Origin of the sequence: Hymenobacter tibetensis (assembly GCF_022827545.1) — a bacterium.
Classification (GTDB): Bacteria; Bacteroidota; Bacteroidia; order Cytophagales; family Hymenobacteraceae; genus Hymenobacter; species Hymenobacter tibetensis.
Genome location: NZ_CP094669.1, coordinates 243,000 through 267,241, shown reverse-complemented (window position 1 = coordinate 267,241; position 24,242 = coordinate 243,000). Strand labels below are relative to the sequence as shown.

The window sequence follows — 24,242 nt, the reverse complement described above, 5'->3', positions numbered from 1 at the left end:
TTCCCATCCTTTATGGCCCCCCTTACTGCTAGTTACCCGGTTGAACAAGCCCTCGTTGATAAAGAACTGTCCCAGAGAGCGTTGCGCGATATAGCGCTGATAGAAGCTGCGCTGGCCGGCAATTCTAGGGGCTACGAAGAACTGTTGGGCAGCTACCGTAAGTCGGTGACGTATCTGGTGCTTAAGATGGTGGGCAACTCCGATGATGCCGAGGACCTGACTCAGGAAATCTTCACGAAAGCGTTTCGCAAGCTGGCGCACTACCGGCCCGATTTCGCTTTCAGCACGTGGCTGTTCCGCATTGCCACCAACCACACCATCGACTTTATCCGGCGCGGAAAGCTGCAAACCCAATCCTTGCACACGGCCCTCACCGACGAGAGCAGCAAGCGGTTCTCGCTGGACGTGCGCGACCCCAACCTCAACCCGCAGGAAGTGTACATTCAGCAGCAGCGCATGCAGATAATCAAGCAGGGCGTGCAGTCGTTGCCCCCCAAGTACGCCAAGCCGTTGTCGTTGCGCTACTTTCAGGAACTCACCTACGAGGAAATGGCAACGGAACTAAAACTGCCGATTGGTACGGTGAAAGCCCAACTGTTTCGGGGCCGGCAAATGCTGCGGGCGGTTTTCAAGAACAGCAGAGCCTTGATTTAAGCGGCTCGCGTTTTCCCTACTCACCAGCCACATACAAGCAACATCGGCCGGCGCCTTAGCGCTGATACACCCGCACATAGTCGACCTCGAAGCGGTTGGGGAAGCTGGTGGTTCCTAGCTCGCCGCTGTTGTCGCCGCCTAGGGCCAAGTTGAGCAGGATGTAATGTGGCTGCTGCATCGGGTTGATGCCGGTTCCGTCCTGGTTGACGGTGGCACTGAGGCGGGTTTCGTTTAGCAGCTCATCATCGAGGTAGAGCTGAATAGCTTCCGAGTCCCACTCCATGCGCCATACATGGAACTTGCGGCTCCACTCCGGGTCGGCGAAGGCGGTTAGGGCCTTGGTTTCGCTGTGCCAGTTGGGGGTGTATGGCTTGGCGGTGCCGGAGGCTACGTTGGCCAGCACCTTACCTTTGTAGAACTCCATGATGTCGATTTCGCCGTTGGAGGGCCACTCCCCAGCCACGCCCAGCGTCCAGAATGCGGGCCACAGCCCAGGGCTGGTGTTAATGCGCCCGCGCATCTCGAAACGGCCGTACTGCCAGCTGTGCAAGCCACTCGTGTTCAGGCTGGAAGAGGTGTAGGCGATAGTAGGCTGGTTGGTTTTCCAGTTGGTGCTGCCGGGCTGGTAGTTGGGGTTGGGGCGCTGTTCCTGGCGCGCCTCGATAACCAGCAGGCCCTTTTCGCAGCGGGCGTTGTCGGGCTGATACCATTGCAACTCGTGGTTGCGTACGAAGCCGTTCTCGAACTTCCAATTTTTGGGGTTGGGTGGGCCGGGGGTGTTGAACTCATCGGCCCATACCAGCTTCCACGCGGCAGTTGGAGCGGCACCCGCTGACGCTACCGCGGTACTAGGTGGGCGAGCGGCGTCGGGTGTGGGTGTGGCCGGCGCTACCGAGCCCGTGGTGGGTGGCGCTTTTGCCGCTGGCTTCCACTCCAGAATGTACACCGGCTGGGCCGGTAGCTTTTCCAGGGTTTCGCCGTCGCCTTGCCCGGTGCGCTGCACAAACAGGTCGAGCACGCCCGCGTTTTTCCACCGCTCGGTGTCATAGCTCGGCTCCCAATTTCCTACGGAAGTGGTAGTCAAGTCGGTAACCGTCCAGTTGTTGGCCGTCATGTCAGCGCACTGCGCTATTGATACCCGGTCTTGGCGCTCGACGTCGCGGTACAGGATGTACACCGTTTTGCGCCCTTGCTTCTCCCCCACTACCACCTGCGGCCGGGATATCGGAATCTTTTTGGTGCCCGCGCCGCTCAAGCTAAACGGCGTAGTCCGCTTCCCTACCTGCGCGACGTGCCATTCCTGGCCGGCGCCCTTTTTGGTGAGGTAGATTAGCTGGTACTGCGGCACCGTAGTGCCGGCCGGCCGCCAATACGTGACGATGTAGGGGTTGCCTTGCGCATCGGTGGTCATGCCCGTTTGGTTGATTAGCTCACTGCGCTGCGGAATGCGGCAGGCATATTCGGCGGTTTGCTCGGTGATGGGCAGCTGGTAGACTTCGCCGGTGCTTTTCTGCCAGGTTTTGCCGCCGTCTAGGGAGCGGGCATACGCCATGTCGTGGTTGGAGGCCACGTCCGGCGACTCGCGCCACACCCACGACACGTGAATGGTGCCGCGGGCATCGAGGGTGGCCTGCCAGTAGGCGTTGCGCTGGCCTTCGCCGTTGATGAGCACGTCGTGCAGCCGCGTCCATTGGCGGCTCTTGATGCTGTAGCGGTTGAGCACCAGGTTGCCGTTGCCGGAGCTACCGTCGCGGTAGAGGAACAGCACGTCGCCGTTCGGGAAGCGGTGAAACTCGGGGTAGGTAACGTTGTTTTCGTTTCGGCCGGTCATGGGCAGCAGCTCCGTTGTTTCCAACGACCCAGGCGTGGTGCTGCGGCAGTAGCGCAGGGGGTTGCCGTGGTGGTCGAAGGACAGATGCAGGTAACCCGCGCCGTCCACCATGATGCTGATGGTATTGTGGGCGTCGGATACTTTGCCTTTGTAGCTGGTTTGGCGCACCTGCCAAGCGCCGGCCGGCAGCTTACGCTTGGCCAGCACCACGTAGCCCAACGAATCGTAGTAGGCGGTGTACTGCTCGCGTTGGTGCGTCACCACCGAGTTTTTCCGAAACACCACTCCGTTCACGTTGTTGCGGGCCCAGCCTAACCCCACGGGTGTTTGGGCGCTGGCCGGTTCGTTATACAGGGCCGCAGTGCTTAGCAGCAACGCCAACAACCAGGAGAAATACTTCATAGGAGGGATGTAGACCAAAACCAAGGCAACCAGAAATACTGCCGACGCAAAAACTAAAAGTTAGGGCGCCGTGCTGCGAGTGCCTGCTGGCTTCTGCCGCGCTAGCACCTTGGTTTTCAGCCACCGCCGCACGGGCTCGTCGTAAAGCTTCAGGCAGGCGTAGGCCAACAGCACGGCGGCCCCAAACGTGAGCAGCGCCACAGGCCACACCTGCGCTAGCGGCCGGCGCCCGTTGCTTACCCACGCCGTGTAGGTGTAAATGAGGGGATAATGCGTGATGTAGATGGGGTAGGAAATGCTACCGAAAAACTGGCAGAGCCGAGCAACGCCGGGGCCGGTAGCTTGCCCACTAGCTCCGAGCCATACCACCAGCGGAAACACCAGCAGAATGCTTAGCGCATCATAGAGGCCGTTCAGCCACAAGTGCTCGGCGCCCCCTACCCGTGGAAACGCCAACACCAGGGTCAGCAGCAGGCTGCACCACCAGAAAGCGTGCTTGATGCGGCCTGGGGCACTCATGCGGGCAAGCAGCAAGCCAGCAAAAAACGGGTACATCATCCGCGTAAATCCCACCCGAAGCTGCTCCGCATCCAACGACCAGCCCCCGATTATGTCTCCGTTGGGGCTGGTAACGGTGTAGTGCAGCAAGACCGCGCCAGCCAGCGCTACCAGCACGGCAAGAGCGGCGTTGGAGAATTTGCGCACCCACACCGCGTACAGCAGGTTGGCTATGTACTCAAAGAACAACGACCAGCCCGGCCCGTTGAGCGGGTGCATTTCGTGCCAGCCGCGGAGGTCCATCGACAACGGCAGCGGTAGCAGCGTAGCCCCTATACCCATGACCAGCAAGGTTTTCCAGATAGGCACCTCGCTGATATGAGGCCACAGCACAGAATCTTGGAAGTAGAAGCACAAGGCCCCAATCACCATGCCCAACACCACCAAGGGCTGTAGCCGCACCAACCGAATCTTGAAGAATTCCTTGAGCGTCATCTGGTTCCACCGGTCGTCGTAGGCGTACCCAATGACGTAGCCGGACAGCATGAAGAAGAAATCGACGGCCAGATAGCCGTGGTTGATAATCTGGTCGAGGTGGCTGGTTGCGTGCGCCTCGCACAGGTGGAAAACCACCACCAGCAGCGCGGCCACGCCCCGAAGGCCATCCAGAATGGCATAGTGCGGCTTGGTACTCAGGGAAGGAGCTTGCGCCTCGGCAACCAGTTGGGTGTTCATTTGCTAAGCAGACAAAGAAATGAAGAGGATAGTAGCCTGCGGTGCAAGCAGCATATAGTAGAATAGCAGCACCCTCTAGTGCGCCGCCAACCCGCGGATATAAATGGTGCCGGGCGGGGGCGGTGGGCTGGGTTTCGGCGGTCTTATGCTGATGGCGACGGTGGTAGTGGGTGTTTCGGGTGTGGCACGCGTTATCTTGATTTCGCCAATGGCATCCAGCGCAATGAGAAGGTTGGCATCGGCTACCGGCATGGCGTTTATGGTGTAGCGCACCGGCCCCTGCACGTCCAAGGTTTTGCCGACATCTGATAAGGAACGGCTCTTGATCTTGAACTTCTGCTTGGGCTCCACGTCGACGATGCCATGCGTCACCAGGCCAAGCCACTGTGCGGTGGGAGCATCCTGGCCTTTGTACAAGGTTATTGCCTTGATTCCCGAAGGTTGAAGGCCAGATAAATCCGGAGCAATTATTATTTCAGAGTTCAGGAGGTAAAGCGGTTGGGCCTGAGGCATAGCAACTCGCGTAACCGTGGCCGGAGGTGTTGAAGCCCCTGCCACATCCTTACGCTTGGCAAGAATCTCGGCAACTGTCGCAGGAAGTTGCACCCGCGGCTGCACCGGCGTCAGCGGCAACTCCGGCGCAGGTCGTTGGGCCACGCTTAGCCGACTGACGCCTAAACACAACACTGCGCTCAGCAGCGCCTTGTACATCAGGAACTTGGTTACCATAAAGCTTTCTGTAACATGGCAGAGTACGTCCTCAAAGAAATGCTTTTATTCCTGATTACCCGACTTACTCCCTTAGGGCTGAGGTGCTTTCTCGTCTATTAGCCGCAGGGTGTAGCTGTAGCTGTACTTCTTGTCGAGGAGGCGGTACTGCTCGTGGGGCAGGGCGCCCCAGCTGTTGTCGCCCCCAACGCCGCGCTGCTTCAGGTCCACGTGCAGCGTGATGGCGCCGCGCATTTTCACGTCGGTGGGGTGTTGCTGCTTTTTGCTGAGGCCGGGGTCGAGGTCTTCGCTGCGGAAAGGCAAGGCGCTAAAGCAGATAGGTTGCTGCTGGCCTTCCACCCGCAGCCCCAGCCCCTGGGCATTGGTGAGCGTCAGCCAACGCACATCGGTGCGGTAGCCGTTTTCCTGGGGCCGGATGTAGTTGCGCGTGAACTGCCCGTTCACCGAATCCTGGTAGGTGCCCAGCAAAGCGGCCGTGCTGCGGTCGGAGTAGTTCTCGAAAGGGCCGCGGCCGTAGTACTGCATGCGGTTGAAGCGGCGCGGCAGCTCCAGGCGCATCCCGAAACGGGGCAGCTCGGGCAAGCTCTGGCCGGACACGTCGAGGGCGGCCGTTATCTGCACCGCGCCGTCGTTGGCTATCAGGTAATCAACGGTATACGGCGAGTTGATGTCGGTGAGCAGGTATTCCACCTTGATGGGCAGGCCGGCCGCCGACTGCTCCCCAACCGTTACTTTTTGCACGCGGCGGGCGGCGTGGGCCGTGCGCCAAGCACCCAGGCTCTGGGGCATGCCGCTGCCGAAGTCGTTGTCGGTGGGGGCGCGCCAGAAGTACGGCTCCGGGAAGCCATCTACCACTTGCTGGTCGCGGAGGCGGTAAGTGGTTAGGCGTCCTTGCTTGGTGTCGAACTCGCCGCGCACGTCGCCGGCGCTGAAGGTCAGCTTGTTGCCTTCCTGCTTCACGTCCAGTTTGCCGGGTGCATTGGTTTTGGTGGCAAAATAGGTGGCGACCGGCGTGAGAACGAACTGCTCACGGGCTACCTCGTGGCCGGCCGGCACCAGCGGCGCGGCGGCTTTCGTGACGGCAAACACATTGAGCACGTACTCGGCACCGCTGGGCATGGCAGGCAGCGGCAGCTTCACTTCCTTCTGCTGCTGAGCGGCCAGTTTGCCCACCGTCATCGTGCCCGACTTCGCCACGGTGCCGTTGCGCAGCAGCTCCCACCGGAAGGCATAGCCGTCCAAGTCGTTGAAGGAAAACCCGTTTATCACCGTTACGCGGCCCGTAGCCGGCTGGGCGGCTGTAAAGCGGATATCCTGATACACCTTTTTCACCTCAAACAAGCCCGGGTGTGGGGTGCGGTCGGCGGCAATCAGGCCGTTGGCGCAGAAGTTCTCGTCGTTTTGCAGGTAGTAGCCGCCCAGGTCGCCGCCGTAGGCAAAGAACGGCCGGCCGTCGGTGGTTTTAGTTTGCAGGCCCTGGTCCACCCAGTCCCAGATGAAGCCGCCCTGCATGTGCGGCTTGCTCCGAATCAAGTCCCAGTACTCCTGGAAGTTACCGTTGCTGTTGCCCATGGCGTGCGAATACTCGCACATGATGTAGGGGCGCTTCTTATCGGTGGCGTTGGCGTACTCCCGCATCGAGTTCATGCCGGGGTACATGGGGCACACAATGTCGGTATCCCAGTCTTCGCCGGCTTGCTCGAACTGCACGGGGCGGCTGGGGTCGCGCTGCTTGATCCACTTGTAAGCGTCATGAAACACGGGGCCGTTGCCGCACTCGTTGCCCATACTCCAAATGATAACCGACGGGTGGTTTTTGTCGCGCTCTACGGCTCGCTCGATGCGGTCCATGTGGGCTGGCGCCCACTCGGGCAGGTAAGCCGGGTGTACGGTTTTGTCGAAGCGGCCCTGCAGCTCGGCCCCGTACCCGTGGGTTTCGATGTTGGCCTCATCCACCAGGTAGAAGCCCAACTCGTCGCAGAGCTGATACCACCGTTCGTCGTTGGGGTAGTGGCTGGTGCGCACGGCATTCACGTTGAACTGCTTCATCAGCTCCAAGTCGCGGCGCATGCCGGCTTCGGTTACGACGCGGCCCGTGGTGGGCTCCAGCTCGTGGCGGTTGACGCCGTGCACTTCCACCGGCACGCCGTTCACCAGCAGCTGCGCGTTCTTGATTTCCACTTTGCGGAAGCCGATCCGGCAGCCGGTTACGGCCAGTTCCTTGCCTTGCGCATCGGCCAGGGTGAGGCGGCACTGATAGAGGTTGGGCGTTTCAGCCGACCACTTGCGCACATTCTTGACGGTACCGCTCACCTGCACGGTTTGCAGGCCGGTGGCGGGCACGGTGGCCACGGCCTGCTGCTGGCGCAGCACGGTTTTGCCGGCAGCGTCCAGCACTTCCACGGTGAGGCGGGCGGGAGCACCGGCGGTGCTGGCAAAGTTGCGCAGTGTTACATCGGCCGAGAACTGGCCGTTTTTATACGTAGGGTCGAGGTCGGCGTGGGCGAAAAAGTCCCAGATGGTTTCCTTGGGCAAGCTGTAGAGGTACACGTCCCGGTCGAGGCCGGAGAGGCGCCAGAAGTCCTGGTCTTCGAGGTAGCTGCCATCGTGCCAGCGGGTTACCTGCACGGCCAGCGTGTTGTCGCCGGGCTTCAGGTACTGTGTGATGTCGAACTCGGCCGGCGACTTGGCTACTTTGCTCATGCCCACGCGCTGCCCGTTCACGAACACCACTGCGTAACCGGAAATCGAGCCGAAGTTGAGCATTATCTCCCGCCCGGCCCAAGTGGCCGGCACCGTAAATGTGCGCCGGTAGCTGCCCACCGGGTTGTCGCGCCCGTCAATAAACGGTTGGTTTTTCGGGAACGGGTAAACGATGTTGGTGTAGATGGGCGTGCCGAACCCCTGTACTTCCCAGCTCGAAGGCACGGCTATGGTTTTCCAGCTGGCATCGTTGAAGGTGGGCAACTGAAAATCTTGGGGCCGGTCGGCGGGGCGGGGTACGTAGTTGAACTTCCAGGGGCCGTTGAGCGACTGGTAGTAGGGCGAGCGGCTGTAGGTGTTGGCGGCAGCGTCGGCGGCAGTGGCATACACCATGAAGCTGGCGTGCGCCTTTTCCTTGTTCTGCTCGAACACCCGCGGATTTTCCCACTCATTGGGCGTGGATTGGGCCGCGGCCAACCCGCTAACAAAAAGGAATGCAGCCGTGAAAAAACGGGAATCAGCCATGGTGGGTGGGAAAGGAAGGAGACAGCGCAACAAATCGGAAAAGCTAAAGCATTGCCTGCCGCAACAGCGCACGAGCAACATTGCAATACTACCCACCCGCGCGCAGTGCGAGGGGGTGTATTTTGGTAGAATACGGGGTATGAATTCGTCTCGGTGTCGGACAGCACAACTGTACCTCAACGGGTAAACCACAAGTTCACAGCGCCTTCCTCCCTCCTACCTCGACGCTACCCCCTGCGACTTCAGGCGCAGCACCCCGCTCTTAAGGCCTTTGCTCGACACCTTCAGCTGTACGTCGCCGGCTTTGTCGGTCGTCTCGACCACTGCCACCAGCATTCCCTGGAAGGCTTTCATCTTGGGTTCGTGAAACAGCTCCAGACTAGTAGCGTCGCCGTTGGCCACGGCCCGGAAACGACCCGCCCCGCTGACGGCGAACTGCAGCTTGTTGGCGGCCGTAGGGCACAGGTTGCCTTGAGCATCTTCCACTCGCGCCGTCACGAAGGCTAAGTCTTGGCCGTTGGCGGTGAGAGTGGTGCGGTCGGCGGTTAGCGTGATGTGGTCGGGCTTGCCGGCGGTGCGCACTTCTTCGGTGGCGGCTTCCTTGCCTTGGGCATCGTAGGCCACTACTTTGATGGTGCCGGGCTCGTACTTCACGTCGTTCCACATCAGGCGGTAGCGGGTTTGGGGGCTGGCCGAGGGGCTTTTGGTTTGGCGGCCCATGCTCTTGCCGTTCACGAACAGCTCGGCCGATGGGTAATTGGTGTAGCAGAACACGGGCGTAGTTTGGCCCTCGCGGCCGGGCCAGGTCCAGTGCGGCAGCAGGTGCAGGGTGGGCGCGGCGGTGTTCCAGCGGGAGCGGTAGAGGTAGAACCGGTCTTTGGGCAAGCCTGCCAAATCCAAAATCCCGAAGTACGAGCTATGCGAAGGCCAGTTCTCGTCGTAGGGCGTGGGCTCGCCGAGGTAGTCGAAGCCGGTCCACACAAACTCCCCGATGACGAAAGGCAAATCATCCTGCTTCACAAACTCCTCGTCGGGCGTCTGCGACCAGTTGCACACCTCCAGGTCGTAGGACGAAGACTGTTGGTTGGGGTACTTTTTCTGCTTGGCCCCGACCACCGGAAACTCATATATCCCCCGGGAGCTAACCGTGGAAGCCGTTTCGGTCCCCAGGATGAAGCCCTGCGGTAGCTTGTCGTTGGCTTGTTCGTAGCGGGCCGGCTTGTAGTTGAACCCAGCTATGTCGAGCACCGAGGCGAAGTTGTTGTTGATGGCCGCATCGATGCGGTCCATGCCCACCGTAACGGGGCGGGTGGGGTCTTCGCGGTGCACAATGTCTTGTAGGCGCTTGGCAATCTTGTTGCCGCCGGGGGCGCTCTGGTCGGGCACCTCGTTGCCGATGCTCCACATAATGACCGACGGGTGGTTCCGGTCGCGGTGCACCATGTTCACGAGGTCTTTCTCGGCCCATTGGTCGAAGTATTGGCTGTAGCCGTTCTTTACCTTGGGCGTCTTCCACTCATCAAACGATTCCACCATCAGCATAAAGCCCATTTCGTCGCACAAGTCCACCAGCTCCGGGGCCGGCATGTTGTGCGAAGTCCGGATGGCGTCGCAGCCCATATCCTTCAGCAACACCAGCTGCCGCCGTAGCGCCGCCGTGTTGATGGCCGTGCCCAAGGGCCCCAGGTCGTGGTGGTTGCAGACGCCCTTGAACTTGCGCGCTTGCCCGTTCAGGGAGAAGCCCTTGCCGGCCTCGAACTTGAACGAGCGAAACCCGAACCGGGTGCTGTACTCGTCTTTCAGCTGCTCACCGGCGTACAGTTTGGAGTGCGCCGTATAGAGCACCGGCGTTTCCGGCGACCACAGCCGGGGCGTTTTCACGATCAGCTCCTGCTGAAACTCCCGGTTATCGGTGGCGGCCAGCGGGGTGCTGGTGGTAGCTAGCACTTGCCCGGCGGCGTCCCGGATTTCGGTTTGCAGCCGCAGGGGCTGCGTGGCACCGGCCGGCGTTTGCACCTTGGTGCGCAGGTTGACTTTGCCGAACTCGGCGTTGATTTCGGGCGTGGTCAGGTAGCTACCCCACACCGGAATGTGCACGTCGTCGGTTACAATCAGGTGCACGTTGCGGTAGAGGCCGGCCCCAGGGTACCAGCGCGAGGCTTCGGCCTGGTTTTGCAGCCGGACGGCTAGCGTGTTGTTGTCGCCGGGCTGAAGGAAGGAGGTGATATCGAAGGAAAACGAATTGTAGCCGTAGGGCCAGTTGCCGACTTCCTTGCCATTCACGAACACGCGGGCATTGCTCATGGCCCCGTCAAACAGCAGCACGGCGCGCTTACCCGCTCCAAACCCCGGCACCGCCAGCTTCCGCCGGTACCAGCCCGTCCCGATGAAAGGCAGACCGCCAGTCCGGCCGGCCTTCAGGGTGGCGGCCTTCTCGTTGTTCTGCTCGATTTTCACTTCCTGCAAGTCGTTGCGGCCATCAAAAGGACCGTAAATAGCCCAGTCGTGGGGCACACGTACGGTTTGCCAGCTAGCATCTTTGAAGCCGGGAGTGGCTGCTTCCGGCGTGTCGCCTTTTTTGAACTTCCAGTTGGTATCCAGCAAGTATTCCTGCCGGACCTGCGCCGCGGCCGGCATGGCGCCCAGAAGCCCAAGGAAGAGAAAAGGCGCGATGTGCAGGGCGCGACGCGGAAACGTGTATTTCATAGGTCAGATACAGAACAAGCAGGCGGTGCTAGCCGCTACTCTTCTTGGTTGGTGGCAGGTGACCTTATGCAGGCCGGAAGGTGGTGTAGCGCGGCGGCATTGGCATCACGCACCTACCTGCTCGGCGGCAGTGGTGTTTCGCGGTGAACTTTTGGTCCGGCACTCCGCTCAGTCCTTCCGCGCCCACCACTGGAACCGTACTGCCACGCCCCGCCAGCTGCGGTTGCGGGCAGCACCCGCCGTGCTAAACCAGACTCCCGAAATGCAAGCAACTGGCGCTAGAGCGAGTGCACTTCCAGCAGGAGTAAGGCAGGCGGGCTACTTCGTTTTATAGGCCTGAACATCGGCTTTCACCTTGTCCAGAATGGGCTTTTCCACGCCTTCCAGCTTGTCTTGCTGGGGCCTGAGCAGTTCCAAGACCACCACCTCGTTGGCGCCTTTTTTCAGCCACTCCGCCGGCACGTACAGGGTTTGCTGGGGCCCGATTTCCCAGTAGCGGCCCAGATTATGGCCGTTGAGCCACACACAGCCTTTGCCCCACTGCCGCATGTCGAGGTAGGTATCGGCGGGCTTGCTCAGGGTGAAGCTGCCGCGCCGGATAACCGGGGCGTTGTCATTGGGCGCAATGCTGCCGGTGCCTTTGGGAATGGTGACCATGCTAGCAAACGGCAGGCGGAAGTGCTGCCAGTTGCTGAGCGGGGTGCCCGCAAAGCTAACCTGCTCGGTGATGCCCTTGCGGTTCTGATTCAAGAAGGGGCCGAAGTTCACGCGCCCCATATTCTCAACCAGAATATCGAGGGCGACGGTGCCGGCGGGCAAGGTCAGCTCCACCCGGTCTTGGTTGAGGCGCCGGTCGAGGGTGGCCACGCGCTGGCCGTTCACCAGCACAATGCCGTAGTCACGCAGGTCCTTGATGCTGAGGATGCCCTTGCGCCCTCCCGGTACTTCCGTGCGGTAAAGTACGTAGCCGTAGTCCTGGTTTAGGTCCTCAAAGGTCTGGGTTCGTAGGCTGGCCACTGGCTTGGGCAGCACGCTCAGCAGGTTGGTGGCGTTGGTTAAACTAATAACGGGCGTGCGCAGGGTGGGCTTGGCCGCTGGCACGGGCGGCAGCTTGGTGCCTTTTGGCAGGTGCTTCTCGATAACCCCTCGGAAAGCCAAGAACTTAGGCGTGGCGTTGCCAGCCTCATCAAGCGGGGCGTCATAATCGTAGCTGCTGGTTTGGGGCTCGTAGCGCGTACCCTCGCCTTTGTAGTTGGCCCCGTTCATGAATCCGCGCGTGGTGCCGCCGTGGAACATGTACATGTTGATGGAGATACCCGCCGCCAGCACCGAGTCCAGCCGAGGCGTGTACTTGGCCGCCGGCACGGTGTGGTGCGCCGTGCCCCACCAGTCAAACCAGGCCGGATACCATTCGGCAATGTAGTACGGTCCCCGTCCGCCGTGGTAGGTGCGCACCAGCTGCTTGACCTTGCCGGGGTCGTCCCAGCCGTTGACGGCCGGCAGCAGGCCGGGCAGGTGGCCTTCCAGCACCTTCTCGCCTGGGTCGCAGGTGTAGAGCAGCCCGTCGAAGCCGGCTTGCTGAAACATCTTCCGGTTCAGCGCCAGGTAGTCTTTGTCGCTGGCGTAGAAGCCGTACTCGTTTTCCACCTGCACCAGCAGCACCGGCCCCCCGTGGTTGACTTGCAGCGGGGCCAGCTGCTGGGCTACTTGCTTGAGGTAGCGGCCGTAGGCGGCCAGGTACTTGGGGTCCTGGCTGCGCACCACCAAACCTTTTTCGTTTTGCAGCCAGTAGGGGTAGCCGCCAAATTCCCACTCGGCGCACACGTAGGGGCTGGGCCGCAGCACCACCCACAGCCCTTCTTCCTGAGCCATCTTCACGAAGGCGGCAATGTCGTGGTTGCCACTGAAGTCGTAGTGGCCCGGCTCGGGTTCGTGCACGTTCCAGAACACGTAGGTGCCAATCGTGTTCAGGCCCATGGCCTTGGCCATGCGCAGGCGGTGGCGCCAGGCCTCGCGCGGAATGCGCGGGTAGTGCAGCTCGCCCGATATCATCTGGAACGGCTTGCCATCGAGCAGGAAGTTCTCGTTGCCCAGGGCGAAGGTGTGCTTGACCGGCTTCGCTTTGGTTTGGGCCTGCGCGGCCGGGCTCAAACCCATACAACTCAGCAGCACTGCCCCCCCTACTATGTACTTGTTGATCATCCTCTACAATTGTTTGCTGAAATGCCCCGGGTCCCATTGCTCCATCCAGTCGATAGTGGGCTGGCCAGCCTTGAACGGCACCGGCAACCACAGGTAACGACTGTCTTTCAGGTCTTTCGGATTCCACTGATCTGCCATGAAGATATACGCATCTTTCTTATCTGGCACTGGCTCTACTCAAGTAGATTATCTGTCATAGAGGAGCTTGGCGTTGAAGCCGGTCATTGGGCCGTTGAGTAACTGCCAGCAGCCGAACAACTTGCCGGCTACGTGCAGCGCAGCTTCAGTGGCGGCCCAGTTCGTGTCGCCATTCCTAATAAGAACACTTGCCTGCTTGCCTGAATCCTGCGGAGGCTTCACGGTGCTTGGCAAGCAGCAACGAATCTTGGGTGGGCGTCAGGTCATTGTCGACCAACAGGCGAGGCAGGCGCACGTCTCTTCCGCTACAACCCGTTGCAGTGCAAATAATTAATAGATTGTTAATTTGGTAGCCACTGCCAAGCGAGGAATTCTGTGGCTGCCTTCCTTCTTCGTGCTCCTTGGCTGCGCGCTCCTTTGCTCTCCCTCCCACCCGTAGTTCTTTTTTGTGCCAGTACCTCTACCTATCAAGCGGCTCCTCGTTTCCTGCTGGATTCTGCTCGCGGGAGCTACCACCAGCGTGGCGCAGCATACAGCCAGCGAGTTTCGATTCGAGCACCTCACCGTAGATCAGGGCCTCTCGCACAGCGATGGGATGGCCGTGGCGCAGGACCGGGCCGGCTTTATCTGGGTCGGCACCAACCGGGGCCTCGACCGCTACGACGGGTATGGCCTGAAGCCGTACGCGCTGCCCATCAACCCGCGCAGCGGCGTTCCCGGCAACCGCATCAAGGTGATGCACACCACTGCCGATGGCCAACTCTGGGTAGGCGCCGAACGCTCTGGCATCAGCCTCTATAATCCTCACCTCGATTCGTTTTTCCGCCTCGATGAGCAGCACATGCCCGCAGCCTATCGCAGCCTGGGGCGGCAGTTGTCGCAGGCTGATGTTTCGGCCATTGTATCGGATGCGCAAGGGCGGCTGTGGGTAGGCACTTACCGCGACGGCCTTTTTGTGCTGACATTCAACAGCCAAGGTCAACTGCAACAGCTACAACAACTTCCGGCCCTCGCAAACAACCAGCCCCCGCTGCGCTGGATAACTGCGCTGGCGCTTGACCCCGAAGGCAACTTGTGGGTGGGCACCCTCGGGGCGGGCCTGCGCCTGATCCGAACCACCGAACCTACCCTGCAGGTGCAGCCCACCGGCCTCGAAACCGCCATCCGGGCCCTGCACCTCGACCACCGCGGCGACCTGTGGATTGGCAGCGACCAGCAGGTGTTTTGGGTGAGTGCGGCCATCCGCCGGACCCGGCGGGCAGCAGCTAGCCACCCGTTGCCGCAGCAGTTCTCTATGCCCCAGGCCCTCCTCCTCGACTCGTTTGGGCGGCTGTGGGTAGGCACTACGTATGGGCTGCATGTGTGGGAGGCGGGCGCCGTTACCCATCAGCGCCCCCCGCTCCAAGACACCGCGCCCACGCTGTTTCTGCCCCAGGATGGCGAGCCGTACAGCATCAACTCGGAACGCATCCACCAGATTTTCGAGGACCGCAATCAGATTGTCTGGCTGTGTGCTTCGGCGGGCGGGCTCAACAAAGTGGATTTGCGCCAGAAGCCGTTTGGCCGTATCCGCCAGCCGCTGATGGGCCGGCTTTCAAGGTCCAACAACTACGTGAATGCCATTTACAACGAGGAAGCGCAGAACATGCTGTGGTTTGGCACCCGCAACGGCATGGCCAGCTACAACCTCACCGACAAAACCTACCACAACTACCTAAACCAGCAAGGGGGCGGGGCGCGGGGCATCGACGTGTCGTCTATTTTCCAGACCCCCAATGGCACGCTCTGGTTTGGTACCCGCAGCCACGGCTTGGTTACGCTCAGGCGCACCAACGGCCAGCCCAAGCTAACCACCTACACCACCTTGCCCGATGGCACCGACCTGCGAGAAACCAACATCGAGCGCATGGCGCAAGACGGGCAAGGCACCGTATGGCTGGCGACCTTCTCGGCGGGTTTACAACGCTTTAGCGCCACTGGGGAGCATCTGAAAAATTTCCGCACCGACAACAGCGCGCTGCCCACCAACCAATTCACCTTTCTACTCTACGACCGGGCGCGCGACGTGCTCTGGGCCAGCACCCACGATGCGGGGCTGCTTAAGCTGCGCGTCACCGCCGACTCGTTGCAGGTGCTGGGGCAGTACCAGGCCACCGATACAGGCCCGACCCGCTTGCGCGTCAACTACGTTTGGCCTTTGCTGCTCGATGACCGGGGCGCGCTCTGGATTGGCACCATTGGGGGCGGGCTGCACCAGCTAACCACAGATGCGCAAGGCCGCGAAACCATTCGGCACTACAACAATCAACTGCCGGAAATAGACGTGGAAAGCATTCTGGCCGATGATGCGGGCAACCTCTGGATTGGCGGCACCGGCCTCTACCGCTTCACCCCCCGCACCGGCCACTACCTGCGCTACAACGTGGCCGATGGCCTGCAAAGCAACGCCTTCAAGATTGGGGCCGCCAGCCGAGCCCAGGACGGCACGCTGTATTTCGGGGGCATCAACGGCATCAACTACTTCCAGCCCCAAGCCATCCAAGCCAACCCCTACCCGCCGGTGGTTCAGATTACGGGGCTGCGCGTCACCAACAAGCCCATGGCAGTGGGCAGCGCCCGCCACGGGCGCGTGTTGCTGAAGGAAGCCTTGTCTAACCCACAGCTGGTCACGATTCGGGATGAAGACAATGATTTTGCGGTGGAATTTGTGGCGCTCAACTACACCAACCCGCAGAAAAACCGCTACGCCTACCGGCTGGTGGGCTACAACCACGACTGGGTGTACGCGGCGCCCGGCCAGCGCACGGCCAGCTTCGCCAACTTGCCCGCCGGCCAGTACACGCTGGAAGTGAAAGCCAGCAACGGGGAAGGCGTGTGGTCCGAGCGATACGCCACCATGCAGTTCGATGTGCTGGCCCCTTGGTGGCGCACCTGGTGGGCCTACTTGCTCTACGGCTTGGTGGCGCTGGGTGGCGTGGCGCTGTACCGGCGCTTTGAAATGGCCCAGCAGCAGCTAGAAAACCGCTTGTTGCTTAAGCAATTCCAAGCCGAAAAGGAACGGGAGCTTACGGACTTGAAACTCGGATTCTTCACCAACGTCTCGCATGAGCTGCGCACCCCGCTCACGCTGATTTTGGGGCCGATGGAGGAAATTATAAGTGCCAATGGGGCAGTGCCGGGCCTGCGCGACAAGATTCAGCTTATGCACAAGCAGACCCGCAAGCTGTTCGACTTGGTCAACCAGCTGCTGGACTTCCGCAAGGTGGAATCGGGCAACGTACCGCTCCGGGCCACGCACGCCGACGCGGTGCGGTTTCTCACGGATATCTATCAGGTGTTCAAGCTAAAAGCCGAGGAACGCGGCATCAGCTACACGCTGGACCTGCCCGCCGAGCCGGTGCTGCTGTACTTCGACCAGAGCAAGCTGGAAATTGTGCTGACCAACCTGCTGGCTAACGCCTTCAAGTACACGCCGGAGGGGCGCGGCATTTGCTTTGTGGCGACGGTGGTGGGCAACCCAGGCGGTGAAGCCGTGTTTCAGGGCGGGCACCTTGCCGGCAACTACCTGGAGGTGACCGTACGGGACCAGGGCACCGGCATCAAGCACCAAGACCTAGCCCATATCTTCGACCCCTACTACCAAGCCTCGCACACCGACACCTTGCGGATGACGGGCACGGGAATTGGCTTGTCGTTGGTCAAGCAGTTTGCCGAGCGCCACGGGGGCAGTGTGCACGTGGAAAGCGAGGTAGGACTAGGCACCACCTTCCGCCTGCGGCTCCCCTTCGGGCGGGCGCACCTCCAACCCGACGACATCCAGGAGGAAGTGCTCAGCCCGCTTTCCGAAACGTCGGGGCTGCCCCGGCTGGCCGAAAACCCTGAGCTGCTGCTGGACGCGCTGCCGGCCCCCGCCACACTGCCGCGCCTGCTGGTAGTGGAAGACAACGACGAAGTCCGCCAGTATGTGCAGCAGCTCTTCGAGGCCGACTACGACGTGCTATTAGCCGTAGATGGGCTCGATGGCTGGGAGCAGGCCCTGCTTCAGGCGCCCGACGTCATCATTAGCGACGTAATGATGCCCCGTAGCGACGGGCTGGAGCTGTGCCATAAAATCAAGAAGCATCCCAAGACGGCGCACATTCCGGTGCTGCTGCTCACGGCCCGCACCGCTGCCTTGCACGAGTTGGAAGGACTGGGCACCGGTGCCGACGACTACGTGAGTAAGCCGTTCAACCCGGCCATTTTGCAAGCCAAAGTAACCACCCTGCTTCGCAACCGCTCTACGTTGCGCGAGTACTACCAGCGGCAGATTCTGCTGGAGCCCACTGATGTGGTGATTGCCGATGCCGACCAGAAGTTTCTGGAAAATGCCATGAGCGCCGTGGAAAAGCACCTCGATGACCCTAGCTTCAGCGTGCTGGTGCTGGTACGGGAAGTGGGCATGAGCCAATCGGTGTTCTACCGGCGCATCAAGGGCATCACGGGCCAAACGGCGGTGGAGTTTATCCGGGATGTACGCATGAAGCGGGCCGCCCAACTGCTGGCCAACACCCGGCTGCGCGTGGCGGAAGTGGCGTTTCAGGTGGGCATCGAAGACGCTAAATACTTCCGTAAAGCATTCCAGAAAATCTTCACCCTCTCTCCTTCTGAATACGCCAAGCAACACCGGGCCAGCCGAGAAGCCGAGGCCTCGCCAGTGCTTTAAACCAAGCGGCGCGTGGCGACCCTGCCAGACTAGCCGCCTCTGCACGGCCCGACGAGGGCCAGCCCACAAGCAGGCGTGTTGCTCGCCGAATAGCAAGTCGACTAAAACCTACCCCGTATTCCTTGAAAACAACCTCCTCTTTTCTAATGCTACTGCGCTAGTATTGCAGTTGCTGCGGGCGCCGAGACTTTCGGCGCCCGCAGCAACTGCGTGTGCGTGCTTCCATCTACCTGCTTTCCACCCTTCCTTTTTCTATGCTTGGCAACTCCCGCTTTCCTCGTCTTTTCTCCTGCTTGCTGCTTGCTGGCATCCTCGGTACCGGCAGCGCCCACGCGCAGGCCCTCTCCAAAGCCGACCAACAGGTATTCAAGCCCAAGTTCATCAAGCAGCAACTGCTTAAGGCCACCCGTTGGCAGCTGGCGCACCCCAAGCACAAGGTAACCGACTGGACCAACGGGGCCTTCTATGCGGGGGTCTTTGCGGCTTACCAAACCACGAAATCCAAGCTGATTCTGGACTCCCTGATGGCCATGGGCGAACGAACCAAGTGGCAGCCCGACCGCCGCTACGACCATGCCGACGACATTGCCATCTGCCAGACCTACCTCAACCTCTACCAGCTCAAGAAGGACCGCCGCATGATCGAGCCCACGCTGGCTGTAGTCGAGAAGTTTCGGACCGAGCCGGGCCCGGAAGTGCGCAACAACGGCATTGCCTGGTGGTGGTGCGACGCCCTGTTTATGGGGCCGCCCGTACTCATCAAACTGGGCGTTATCGAAAACAAGCCGGAGTACCTGGCCCTCAACGACACGCTCTACCAGCAGACCTACCGCCGCCTCTACAACCAGCAAGAGCACCTCTTCGCCCGCGACGCCAACTATCTGTGGAACGAGGCGGGCGAGGGCAAAAAAGAAAGCAACGGCCAGCGCGTTTTTTGGAGCCGGGGCAATGGCTGGGTGATGGGTGGCTTGGTGCAAGTGTTAAGCGAACTGCCTCAAACTCACCCCAGCCGCCCGTTCTACACCACGCTCTTTCAGCAGATGAGCGCCCGCCTGCTGAGCCTCCAACAGCCTGATGGCCTCTGGCGCTCCAGCCTCCTCGACCCCGCGGCCTACCCCGGCGGTGAGGCTTCCGGCTCGGGCTTCGACTGCTATGCTATGGCCTGGGGCATCAACCAGGGCCTGCTAGACAAGCAGCAATACTTGCCAGCCGTGCAGAAAGCCTGGGTAGCGCTCAACGGGCTGGTGTCGGCAGAAGGCCGCGTCGGCTGGGTGCAGCCCATCGGCGCCGACCCGCGCCGCGACTTCTCGGCCGACAGCTGGGAAGTGTACGGCACCGGGGCGTTCTTGCTAGCAGGCTCCGAGGTTTTCAAGCTCAAATAGCCCCTGCCGTTCTGGCTCCAAGCATAGCATGCAAAAACGGGGCTGCACGCAAAAAGGGACGTCCTGCTTCGACACGGTCAGCAGGACGTCCCTTTTTCACTTGCTATCTGCCCGCGGCGCATAGGCGCCGTGGACGGCACCTACTTCAGCTCCAGCACCACCACCGACTGCGGCGGCAGCTCCACGCTTAGGTTGCCGCCGCGCTTTTTAGCTCCCGTGAAGCTGGCCAGCTTCACCTTGTTGGGGTTGTCGAAGGTGTTGTAATCGTTGGTTTTTGCCGACGTCAGGATACGGCCCGACACGGTTTTGTAGGTCACGCCGGGCAGGGCCGTTTCCAGTTTCAGCGTTTTCTTGGTGTCGAGGTTCACCAGCGAAATGTGTACGGCGCCGCTAGCGTCTTTGGAAGCAGAAGCATTCAGGGCCGGTACTTTGTCGTTGCCCATCACGTAGTCGGGGCTGGTGAATTGCAGGGGCAGGAACTGCGCATCCTGGTGCACCTGGTACAGGTCGAACACGTGGTAGGTGGGTGTGAGCAGCATCTTCTCCTTGTCGGTGAGGACGAGCGCCTGCAACACGTTAACGGCCTGGGCCAGGTTGGCCCCGCGCACCCGGTCGCAGTGGTTGTTGAAGATGTTGAGGGTAGTACCGGCCACCAGCGCGTCGCGTAGCGAGTTTTGCTGGTACAGGAAGCCGGGGTTGGTACCGGGCTCCACGTCGGTCCACACGCCCCACTCATCTACGAGCAAAGCCACCTTCTTGTCTTTGTCGTACTTGTCCATGATGGCCGCGTGCTTGGTCACGACGGCATCCATTTTCAGGCAGTTCTTCATTGTGTTGAAGTATTCCTGCTCGCTGAAGCCGGTGGCTTTGCCTTTGCTGCCGGTCCAGCTACCGGTGGGTAGCGTGTACTGGTGCAAGGTGAGGCCCCACATCTGGTTGAGGGGAATATTTTTCATGCACGTCTCCGTCCAGTGCGCGTCGTCGCCGTTGGCACCGCTCACAATTTTCTTGAGCGGCGGCGAAGCCGGATAGTTGTGGGCAAAGGTGGCGTAGCGTTTGTACACGTCGGTGTAGTATTCGGCGGTCATGTTGCCGCCGCAGCCCCAGCTTTCGTTGCCGATGCCCCACCAGCTTACTTTGTACGGCTCGGTGTGGCCGTTTTTCCGGCGTTCCAGCACCAGCGGCGTGTCGTCGTTGGAGTTGAGGTACTCCATCCAGCCGGCCATTTCCTGCACCGTGCCGCTGCCTACGTTGGCCGCCAAATAGGGCTCGGTATTCAGCAGCTTGCACAGCTCCAGAAACTCGTGCGTTCCGAAGCTATTGTCTTCCAAGTTGTTGCCCCACCACATGTTCAGCATTTTGGGCCGTTGCGCGGTAGGGCCCACACCGTCGCGCCAATGGTAGGTATCGGCGAAGCAGCCGCCGGGCCAGCGCAGGTTCGGCACTTTAATTTTGCGGAGGGCCTCCACAATGTCCATGCGGATGCGGCCTTGTTTGGGCACGTTCAGCTTTTCGTCCACCCAAAAGCCGTCGTAAATGCAACGGCCCAGGTGCTCAGCAAAATGCCCGTAGATGTGCTTGCTGATTTGCACCTTGGGGTCGCCGGCCTGCACGGTTACGGGTATCGTTTGGGCCAAAGCCGAACTTGCTAGGGCCGGTGCAAGGCCGGCCAGCAGCCACGCCCGCTGTTTCCACTTGCCGAGTAATAGCGGTTTTTGCTGGGTGCTGTTGCGCTCCTTGCGGCCCCACAACGCCATACGCAAAACCGAAAAGCAGCTGCCAAACAACTTGGCACCGGAAACAGAAAAAGTAGCGGTGAAACTCATAATAGGCGGGAAGTTGAAAAAAGAACTAGTTGGAAGCTTGCTGGAGTGCAGCACCACGCGGCACCCACCATTATTTCCAGAGAAAAATGCACTCTGTATTGCATAAACCAAACACAACCCATTGAGGCATTCGCAGTTATCCTGAACAGCAAACACTATTTGCTGAACTATTGCCCCACTACTCGTTGGTTTGATCGTCAATGCAAGTGCCAACTTATGAAAAGCTCGCCCAAGAAGCAGCATACAACCCGGCCGCAAAGCAGTAAAAAGCCTAAAAGTTGTGTGGAAAGTGCCACCTAGCTGCCGCCTAGCTAGATGCTCGTGGCGGCTGCTCTTCTAGTTGCAGAAAGCTATGGCTAGAGCTAAGCGGTAGCCCGCACCGGTATGGGCGTTGCCAACGCACAAGGGCCCGAAGTAAACGGCCGGAATAGAGAGGTAGCCAGGCCTTGGCGGCTTCACCCTTTGCGCCGATTTCCAGTTCGGTGCTGTGTTTTTTGTGAACTCAAGCAAGTAGTGTGCAACCTACTGACCCGGTAAACCAGTACCCTGTATAGAGGGTAGCTGTTGGCAGGTAAAAACACCCGTGAATTCTATCTACCAACCTCTTTGCGTACCTTAGCTATTGCTTATGCACTATTATTTCTGTTTTATTTTCAAACTCACCCCACCCTGACCGCGGGCAACGTGTAGTCAGTCGCCGCTCTCCACCAGGAGCGGACGGCTATTGTTTTGCCCTTTTCAGTGTGTTTTATGCAGCATTCCATTCCGTACTTTACCCGGTACGCAGTCAACTATAAAAACGAAATTCTTTCACGCCTGACCCTAGCCGCAGGGTCCACTTCCTTCTCCCAGATACCTTGCCTCGCTTTAGTGCGAGCTGGGTTTGCCGCGTCTGTTGCAGGCTCTGGACAGATCATGAGAAGCTTGGCGGGTATGGTGTTATCTGGCTTGTTCGCCAAACGGTGGCAGCGTCCAGCTACTACCAGAACGGAGCACACGCCAGGGTCAGCCAGAAGTTGGTGTCCGCCCCAGGTGATGTGCACGACCGGAATTTCCCTTTCCTCTTTTCGCCAAGTCATTGAGACAGGTAGGCGGTAACGACCGGAATATCTTTATGATACCGGTGCCAGACCTTCCCCGCTGGCAGCAATACCTGCTGCTGACGGGTACGTTACTGGCCGTCACTGCGTGCATATGTCTGCGGCTGGCTGGTAATGGGCAGGGCGTGAGCCTGTTGCCTTTGATACTCCCTTTTCTGCTCTGGTGGCCCCGGCCGTCCGACTTGGAGCAGCGTCTGTATTGGTGGCTGTCAGTGGTATGTGTATTTGGCATGGTGCTGGGCCTTTTGGTAAGCGCTATACCCCACTTGTGGAGCTGAGCCAGTGAGGTGGCCGCGCATGCGGCATGCTGAACTCACGAAAGTGCGGGAGCCTTCCCGAAATTCTGTACCTCTCTAATCTGCGCACGTGCTTATGTGATATTCTGTCATTGCCCCGAAATGCTTTTTTGAGCTAGCTACTCGCCTGATGCCGAGTGAAGGCACTGATACTGCCCTGCACGTTTCGGTATCAGGTGAGGCGCGCTTGTAGTTGCACCCGCGCCCGATAGATTGGCGCCGCTTGTGCGTACAAGGTTGTGGTGGAAGCAAGCACCCTGTTCGGCTTCGCTTCACTGCCTTTTCATTTTTCTTTTGATGCTCCCACATAGCTGGGAGGTGTATCTTCTTGTCTGTATGGCTGTTGCTTTGATAATACGTCCGCTGGTGCGGCCTTTCGCTGAGTTCTTTCGTCGTGAGGCGGCTGGTGGTATCGTATTGATGCTCAGCGCTGTTTTAGCTTTGGTGCTAGCCAACACGGAATGGGGCCCAGGGCAATACTTCCCGGCCGTCTGGGACGAGCACCTGCGCATTTCCCTTAATGGTTTTGTGCTCGACAAAAGCTTGCTGCACTGGATCAACGACGGGCTGATGACCATTTTCTTTTTGATTGTTGGCCTGGAAATCAAACGGGAAGTGCTGGACGGTGAGCTGTCGTCGATGCGGCAAGCGGCCTTGCCTATCATGGGGGCGTTGGGCGGCATGCTGGTACCCGCCCTGATCTACTATTTCATCAACCGCGGCACCCCCACGGCCGGCGGGTGGGGCATCCCCATGGCCACCGATATTGCGTTTGCCTTGGCCGTACTACAGCTATTGGGGTCGCGCGTTCCGTTGGGGCTAAAGGTGTTTCTGACCGCGCTGGCCATAGTAGATGACTTGGGTGCCGTATTAGTTATTGCGGGCTTCTACACCCAAGATCTGCATCTGAATTTTCTGTATCTGGCCCTCGGCACCTGGGGCGTATTGCTACTACTGAACGTGCTTAATATTCCCAGTTTGTGGCTGTATTTGCCGCTGGGGACGCTGTTGTGGTATTTCATGTTGGAATCTGGCATTCATGCCACACTGGCCGGCGTGCTGCTGGCCATTTCCATTCCATCGCGCATCAGCCAAGACCGGCCGGAGTTGCTGCGGCTACTCGATGATCGGCTTCAGTATTTACGAGACGAAGCGCACGGCACCGACTCCGACCCGCGCACAATTAGCGAGGAGTTGGAACATTTGTCGGAACTCATCAGCTCACCGGCGCAAAAACTAGAGCAGCGGCTTCACTCGGTGGTATCATTTGGCATTATTCCTCTCTTCGCCTTCGCCAACACCAGCTTAGCCATCGATACTGCTGTTTTTGGGGAGTTGCTTTCTCCTTTGGGGCTAGGAGTTATGGCTGGGCTACTCCTAGGTAAGCCGCTGGGCATTGGCGCCCTATCGTGGGTGGCGGTGCGGCTAGGGTGGGCCTCGCTGCCCCCCAACGTATCGTGGCGCCACTTGTGGGGAGCTGGCATTTTAGGCGGCATTGGCTTTACGATGTCGTTGTTTATCACCTTGCTAGCCTTGGGTGAACACTCAGAAGGAGAAGCCGTAGCCAAGTTGGCCATTCTGCTGGCTTCGCTGCTTGCAGGCACCATTGGGTATCTGCTGTTGCGTAGCACCCCCGAAACCCTCAACTCCTGATTTCAGGTTGCTCTGGGTAACTGCTGTGCTTAATAGCTGCGAGCAGTCTGGAGGATAAAGTTGTGTTCACGTTTCAAGGACTTCCAGGCAAGGTCCCACGCCGGGACCTGCTGCACGAGTTAGTTCTTGGTTGCAGGAAGTAGACAAGGCCCGCTGA

General features: G+C 59.9%; 13 protein-coding genes and 2 pseudogenes. 5 read left to right on the top strand and 10 right to left on the bottom strand.

The genetic code is table 11. The features are described 5' to 3' along the window. Positions 1-12 precede the first annotated feature (12 nt). Positions 13-654, top strand: coding sequence for an RNA polymerase sigma factor (locus tag MTX78_RS01045; protein ID WP_243799103.1), 642 nt, complete (start codon positions 13-15; stop codon positions 652-654). 55 nt (positions 655-709) lie between these two features. Here MTX78_RS01045 and MTX78_RS25405 read toward each other — a convergent pair. The 9 genes and pseudogenes from MTX78_RS25405 to MTX78_RS01000 form a co-directional block, all read right to left on the bottom strand. Further along, a pseudogene (locus MTX78_RS25405) lies at positions 710-1,474 on the bottom strand (glycoside hydrolase family 16 protein); the annotation flags it as partial. A 516-nt stretch (positions 1,475-1,990) separates the two neighbouring features. Next, positions 1,991-2,887: pseudogene (locus MTX78_RS25400) on the bottom strand (BNR repeat-containing protein); the annotation flags it as partial. 60 nt (positions 2,888-2,947) lie between these two features. Next, the gene (locus MTX78_RS01030) at positions 2,948-4,120 is read right to left on the bottom strand and encodes an acyltransferase family protein (RefSeq protein ID WP_243799101.1); all 1,173 of its coding nucleotides are present in this window, start codon (positions 4,118-4,120) and stop codon (positions 2,948-2,950) included. A 75-nt stretch (positions 4,121-4,195) separates the two neighbouring features. Continuing rightward, complete coding sequence (locus tag MTX78_RS01025) at positions 4,196-4,849, bottom strand: hypothetical protein (RefSeq protein WP_243799099.1); 654 nt, start codon at positions 4,847-4,849, stop codon at positions 4,196-4,198. Positions 4,850-4,921: 72 nt separating this feature from the next. Continuing rightward, positions 4,922-8,077 carry a glycoside hydrolase family 2 TIM barrel-domain containing protein gene (locus MTX78_RS01020; protein WP_243799097.1) on the bottom strand — a complete coding sequence of 1,052 codons (3,156 nt, stop codon included), beginning with the start codon at positions 8,075-8,077 and terminating at the stop codon, positions 4,922-4,924. 216 nt (positions 8,078-8,293) lie between these two features. Next, the gene (galB, locus tag MTX78_RS01015; protein ID WP_243799095.1) at positions 8,294-10,783 is read right to left on the bottom strand and encodes a beta-galactosidase GalB; all 2,490 of its coding nucleotides are present in this window, start codon (positions 10,781-10,783) and stop codon (positions 8,294-8,296) included. 318 nt (positions 10,784-11,101) lie between these two features. Continuing rightward, the gene (locus MTX78_RS01010) at positions 11,102-12,985 is read right to left on the bottom strand and encodes a glycoside hydrolase family 35 protein (RefSeq protein WP_243799094.1); all 1,884 of its coding nucleotides are present in this window, start codon (positions 12,983-12,985) and stop codon (positions 11,102-11,104) included. A gap of 3 nt (positions 12,986-12,988) precedes the next feature. Then, positions 12,989-13,153 (bottom strand): hypothetical protein, encoded by a 165-nt coding sequence (locus MTX78_RS01005; RefSeq protein WP_243799092.1) that lies wholly within the window; start codon positions 13,151-13,153, stop codon positions 12,989-12,991. Positions 13,154-13,171: 18 nt separating this feature from the next. Next, positions 13,172-13,345 (bottom strand): hypothetical protein, encoded by a 174-nt coding sequence (locus MTX78_RS01000; protein WP_243799090.1) that lies wholly within the window; start codon positions 13,343-13,345, stop codon positions 13,172-13,174. A gap of 226 nt (positions 13,346-13,571) precedes the next feature. On the opposite strand from MTX78_RS01000, the gene MTX78_RS00995 reads away from it, so the two are divergent. Further along, positions 13,572-17,828, top strand: a complete 4,257-nt coding sequence (locus MTX78_RS00995) for a hybrid sensor histidine kinase/response regulator transcription factor (RefSeq protein ID WP_243799089.1) — start codon at positions 13,572-13,574, stop codon at positions 17,826-17,828. 254 nt (positions 17,829-18,082) lie between these two features. Continuing rightward, positions 18,083-19,210: a glycoside hydrolase family 88/105 protein gene (locus MTX78_RS00990; protein WP_243799087.1), complete on the top strand. Its 1,128-nt coding sequence runs from the start codon at positions 18,083-18,085 to the stop codon at positions 19,208-19,210. Positions 19,211-19,350: 140 nt separating this feature from the next. On the opposite strand, the gene MTX78_RS00985 is transcribed toward MTX78_RS00990, so the two are convergent. Continuing rightward, positions 19,351-21,036, bottom strand: a complete 1,686-nt coding sequence (locus MTX78_RS00985; RefSeq protein ID WP_243799085.1) for an alpha-N-arabinofuranosidase — start codon at positions 21,034-21,036, stop codon at positions 19,351-19,353. A 1,123-nt stretch (positions 21,037-22,159) separates the two neighbouring features. Here MTX78_RS00985 and MTX78_RS00980 point away from each other — a divergent pair. Together MTX78_RS00980 and nhaA are read left to right on the top strand one after the other, a co-directional pair. Beyond that, positions 22,160-22,414, top strand: coding sequence for a hypothetical protein (locus tag MTX78_RS00980; RefSeq protein ID WP_243799083.1), 255 nt, complete (start codon positions 22,160-22,162; stop codon positions 22,412-22,414). Between the two features lie 354 nt (positions 22,415-22,768). After that, positions 22,769-24,085 carry a Na+/H+ antiporter NhaA gene (nhaA, locus tag MTX78_RS00975; protein WP_243799081.1) on the top strand — a complete coding sequence of 439 codons (1,317 nt, stop codon included), beginning with the start codon at positions 22,769-22,771 and terminating at the stop codon, positions 24,083-24,085. Positions 24,086-24,242: the final 157 nt, after the last annotated feature.